Below are 6,000 nucleotides of genomic sequence, written 5' to 3'. Positions count from 1 at the left end.
CCTCTCAGACCAGCTACTGATCGTAGGCTTGGTGGGCTATTACTCCGCCAACTACCTAATCAGACGCAGGCTCATCCCAAGGCTCCGAAGATTTGATATTTCCACGATGTCGTGATTATATATCATCTGATGTTAGCCTACCTTTCGATAGGTTATGCCAGACCTTAGGGCAGATTACCTACGCGTTACGCACCCGTGCGCCACCCTACTTTTCGATATTGCTACCTAAAGTCAAGTTGACTTGCATGTATTAAGCACGCCGCCAGCGTTCGTCCTGAGCCAGGATCAAACTCTCCATTGTAATAAAAATGTTTGTTTGATTTCCTAAGCTACAAGGTTTTAACTTTTTCTCAAATTGCGCACTAAACTTGTTATATAGCTAAATATAAAAGCTTGTGTTAAAATTATTGGTATATTTTAAAGAACTTTTGATCGTTTTTTGCACGAATTACAAAGTTAATAAGAATCCTTTAAAAAGTCAAGTTACTTATCGTAACTTTCTGAACTTTTTTTTCGGATTTGTTAAAGAACTTTCTGTGTAACTTTTGATGCGTTTTCGATTGAATTACAAATATAATAAGAATATGTAATTTCTTTTAGGCACAAATTTTGGGATAGACCTGCTATCCGAAAAGTTAGAATGCGCTCTGATTATGAATAAAAAACGATGGTGTACGATGTATAACTACTGCAAAATGATAAAAGTTCAAATTCTGTGAACGGTAATATTTATACTTTAATTATGTGTTATCAGTATGTTAATTTTCTGCAAAATTACAGCTATTTGCGAAATAAAAACTGTGATGCTGCGGCTTTTATTTAACCAGAAAGATCATGGATTGAGATAAACAGAAAACACAGGATTTTTTTGATTAAAAAAAATTTTACACAAATTTGACAAACTTTAGAAATTTTTTAAAAAATTAAATGAAAATTTTATCTGTTTTTTGCTTTAAGATAATGCGCGGGAATAAAAAAGGAACAACTTAGTTTGTATCGTGAGAGAACATATTGGAGGTATTTTATTATTCATCCTTTTTATAAAGGGGAGCCAGAAGGGATTATATGTATTTATGAAACATATCTTTTGTTAAACCACCCCTACCCCTCCTTGGTAAGGAAGGGTATAGAGTTTATAACGCGATTAATTGATTATAATTCTTTATCATTTCTACGTCCCAAACAGGGGTTTGAGACGTAGGGGTGTTTGTTTATTCTGATCTATTTTGTTTTTCTCTGTGTTCTTTGTGAATATCTCTGTGTCCTCTTGGTTAATCAATCACCTCACTATCACAAACTTTCCTATCTTCTCATCTACATCTGCGCCTTGCGAATTCTTACCTGATGCCCTGAATATATAAATTCCGGAAGCGACTTTCGTTCCTGCCCTATCCGTTAAATTCCACTCAGCGCCGCCGTTACCGTCCTTTTCGTCTATTTCAGCTATAAAATTACCGTTCAGATCGTATATCTTTATGTTCGCTGAGACTGTAAGATTTGCAAAGGTAATATAATCCTGCCCGAGATTTGGATTCCACGGATTAGGATATACATAAGCATCTTTCAGATCTTCCTTATTGAATATCAGCCCGAAGCTGCCTCCAGCACCCTCTACAAGCTTCACTCCGCTTGAAGAGTACACATTCTTCACTGCAAGTATGTATGTCTTCCCTGTGGCTCCTATAACTGCTTTGTTCTCGAGATTAAGATAGATTATCGAACGGTTTGCATCGAACGAAATACTGTTCACTCCTATATCAAACGGAGTAACATTGTAATTGCCTCGGTTAAATCCCGTTGTGGAATCAACCGGCATATTAAATTCAACTTTCAGTTTATACTTATCAATAAGCGCAACTGACTTTATAAAGAACTTCACTGAATCAAACTGAGCGACTGCAAAACTTACTGATGATGAATCCACAGGAGAATTATAAAAATCCCTGAGACCAACTGCATTCAGACTATAATTTCCGTTCGCTAATCTGTTATTATAAATCAGCAGATATTCATTTGAATTTTTTATTGCAATGTTATCGGGATTACCAACTCCTGCGAGTACAAATGAATTCATGTTGGGGATGACTGACTGAATATTCTCCGACAGCTTCACACTTATGTAACCGTTGTTCTCTGACTTCGCAGAAACAATCTTTGCCTTATTATGAACATAAGCTTTGACTGCATTTGATAAATAACTTTCTTTGTATCCTGCCGATGTTGATACAGAAGAAATTTTGTAATAATAATTTTTTCTGTTCGTTACGTTTATATCTTTGTACAGCGGAGTTGTAACAGAATCATACAAAACAAAATTCTGATTTGAATCTGTATTAGCTCTGTAAATTTTATAATAGTTTACTCCCTGCACCGCTGCAAAATCTATCTGCACTGCATTGGAGTCCGTGCTGTATGCATTAATGTTGCCGGGAGTTGCAGGTCCCGTATAATTCGTATTCTTCTCGTAGAAGAACAATGTATCGTTCACCGTGTTCAAACCGATTTCATTCACACCGTTGCCGTCGAAGTCATATACAATCTGATTAACGGTATTTATATCTCCCATGAAATAAACAGGTTCGATATGCTGTTTGGCAGAATTATATTTCAGTATATAAAAGTTCGTTCCGGTGTTAACTAAAATTTCATCCTTGCCATCGGCATCTACATCACCTGAACGGGTTGAAGTCTCCACGTAAGATTTATATCCGTTTATATCCACTACATCCCACAACTGGAAAGTATTTCCGACAGGTTTATATACAAGCAGCTCATAGTACTGGAGCAGGTCGTTGTTGTTGCTGACTGAACCTACTGCAAACTCCTTTACCCCATCTCCGTCAAAATCACCTGAGATAATATTATCTGCTCTGATGGAGCGGTATGTACTATCTACAAATATTTTCGCGTAAGTGTTATCACCGGTATTTGCATATACCATTATTGCAGTCTGAGGTAAATCGGTCGAGTAAGATTCAAATGAGTTTGTAAAAACTATTTCCTTCTTACCGTTATTGAAAAAATCCTCAACGATAACATTCTGCGAACTTGCTTCTGAGAGCAGCTCACCTGAACGGTAATAAGGCAGCTTTGCACTCTCAACAAAATTATTTCCGCCGGTGTTTTCTATAATTCTTAAAGCAAAATTTTTATCGCCAAAGCCGAGTATTTCTTTTTTGTTATCGCCGTCAGTCTCTGCAATCCTCCCTGACCAGAAATTATTATTGGAAGAATCACTCCATATCAATACGTCGGGCATTGATGTAGTAGAAGATTGAGTATAAAGAAATCCGTTTCTCTGCTGGGATGTAAGCAAATCAAACTTACCGTCTCCGTTTATATCGGCTATATCACGCGCTACTTTGTAATCGCCCCAGTTATTATTTGAAATTCTAGAGAAGCTACCGCCTGAGAACTGATATGCATTAAGCTTCAGATTATTCTTAATATCGTTTAGTAAAATATCCTTTTGCCCGTTTCCATTTATATCAACTATAGAATAACATGACTGTGCATTGAATAATGAATAAGGTTTTTTGCTGTACCCGTATTGGTTAATCTGATTACCCGCTATAAACGAAAAAAGTGAATCAGTAAATGTTACCGTCTTTCCGTTAAGCGATTGCGCTTCAATGTAATACTCGTATTCAGTGCCCGGTGATAAATTATCACTGCTGATAATTCCGTAATGTACTTCTGAAATAAATCCTATGTTAGGAGTGCCTACATCAGCCAGTATAAAATTAAACGGCTCGCTTACATTTTTTCTTTTATAATAAATTTTACCGAGCGTTCTTTTATTCGTGCTGAATGCAATCAGCTCAGATGTAGTATTTTTATCTATGATACTTCCAGATGTAATACCGGAAATCTGCGGGGGATTTTTATCTTTGAAAATTACCTGACGGTGCTCAATTGTTCTTCCTGAATTACTATTAATTGCCAGGCGCAATGTATATGCAGTATCCGGCAGAGAAGAAATATTCCACCTGTAAACTGTGTCATTCAGTACCTGTGATGCCTGATTTGTTAGAAGCGGAATCCAGTTCTCGCTCTGATATCCTACCGAATAATAAATTGAGTATGACTGCAGCAAGGGTGACGCTGCGGAAATACAAATAGGAACAGTATCTCTGAAAGTTGTATAATCCTGAAAAGGAAAATGAATTCTTGCAATGGAAGGATACGAAACATTCTGTAATGACTTAAACGCATCTACTCTTCCGGATGAATATAAATTATTCCATCCGTTTTGATTTGGGAACAAAGCAGTGTTAGCAACAAGTATTCCTCTTATTTCTTCATTGGTAAGATTCGGATTTACTGATTTCATCAATGCCGCTACACCGACAATTATTGGAGATGAAAAAGATGTTCCGTTTATATAGTCATAGTCCCCGCCGTATTGTGTGCTGCCTTTACCTCTGCGCATTGTTGTAAAAATATTAAAGCCGGGAGCGTATATATCAACCGTCGCCCCATAGGAAGAAGATGAAAATCTTGCATCATCGGGAGCAGAAGCTGCCACTGAAATTACTTCATCATATGCAGACGGATAATGCAGTCTGTCCGTTCCGTCGTTACCTGCCGAGCAAACTATTGTTACATTTTTTGAGTAAGCAAATTTTACAACATCTTTCAAAAGATTGCTGTACACATAATCACCGAAACTGAAATTAAAAATTTTTACTCCCTGTGAAATTCCATAAAGAACTGCGCTTGCAACATCATCTTCTTCACCATATCCTTCTGCATCAAATGCGCGCAGCACAAGTACTTTGCACTTAGGAGCTATTGAAGAAATTCCGAGTGCGTTATTGAATGAAGCATTTATAATTCCTGTTACCGCTGTGCCGTGAGAATTTTTATTGTCATCTGTAGGGTCATTATCTGGAGTAAGATAGTCCCCTCTTCTCGGATCACCTGTAAAAGGTTCATCGGTAAAATCCCAACCCCGCCAGTCATCAGTAAAACCATTTCCATCATCGTCAATTCCGTTGGAACGTTTGTCTCTGCTGAGTGCATCAAGTCCCATTTCACCGTAATTCAATTTAAAAGAATTCTGCAAATCCGGATGGAGAAAATCTAAACCTGTATCTACAACTCCCACTACAAGATTAGAATCTCCCTGCGTAATTCCCCATGCAGTATTCATTCCTATTATAGGAAGATAATATTGATTTGAATAGTAAGTGTCGTTCGGGTCATCGGAGATATTTTCAACTTTAAGAATTCTGTTTGTTTCTATGTATTCAACAAATTCATTTTTAGAGAGAACTGAAACAAGATTATCGGAAACATTTTTAGATACACTCAGAATGAAAATTCTATCGAGTCCAATAGCAGAATTCAACAATGTTGCAGCAGGAATTTTTTCAGTTAAAGATTTCGAATCGGTAACATTAAATTTAGCAAGAGTTTTTGTAAGAGTATATTTATCGGAACGAAGAGAATTATTTTTGAATGAATTCAATAATTCCTGCGGAGCGTTTTGCTTCAGCTTTATAATCACCTGTGAAGTCTGCGCAAATGAGGAGAATGAGAAAGCGGTGAAAATAAAAAACAAAACTATTACTGCTAACTTCTTATAGTGATACGAATGATAAAAAGACATTAAGTGTGGTTAAATGAGGTATAAAGAGCTATAATTTTTCTTTGAAGTTTAGTATAAATTTTATGTTTTGAGGGGATAAATTCAAGTGAGAAATATTTTAAATCTGTTTGAATATTATTAGTTTTCTGCCCTCTGATTCGAAAATTTGTTTTCGAAATTTTAGAATATAAAAACTAATAAATTTATTCTTACAGAAATTAATTTACAAAATAGAAATTTCATTAGTAGTAATGGGGAGAAAAAGTAAAAAAATACTTGACATGAGAATGGAGTAAAAAAGAGGCAGATTGTGTTCAATTATATATAAGAGAAAACATGAAGATAAAATCAACTTTACATAATGCAAGAATAAGTTTCTGAGTTAACATTTATTTATTTTCGATAAA

1 protein-coding gene and 1 rRNA gene are annotated in these 6,000 nt (G+C 35.9%); both read right to left on the bottom strand.

From position 1 onward, the window contains the following. Window positions 1-301, bottom strand: a 16S ribosomal RNA gene (locus tag JST55_12975); the annotation flags it as partial. Window positions 302-1,279: 978 nt separating this feature from the next. Further along, the gene (locus JST55_12970) at window positions 1,280-5,614 is read right to left on the bottom strand and encodes a S8 family serine peptidase (protein ID MBS1494420.1); all 4,335 of its coding nucleotides are present in this window, start codon (window positions 5,612-5,614) and stop codon (window positions 1,280-1,282) included. Between the last annotated feature and the right edge of the window lie 386 nt (window positions 5,615-6,000).

It is taken from the genome of Bacteroidota bacterium, from assembly GCA_018266835.1.
Lineage (GTDB): Bacteria > Bacteroidota > Ignavibacteria > Tepidaquicellales > Tepidaquicellaceae > JAFDZO01.
Note: the sequence above shows the minus strand (reverse complement) of the source record. Positions and strands in the feature narration are given on the sequence as shown.

Coding starts and splice junctions, on each gene's coding strand:
- JST55_12970 (MBS1494420.1), bottom strand. CDS start 5,614: ATGTCTTTTTATCATTCGTATCACTATAAGAAGTTAGCAGTAATAGTT.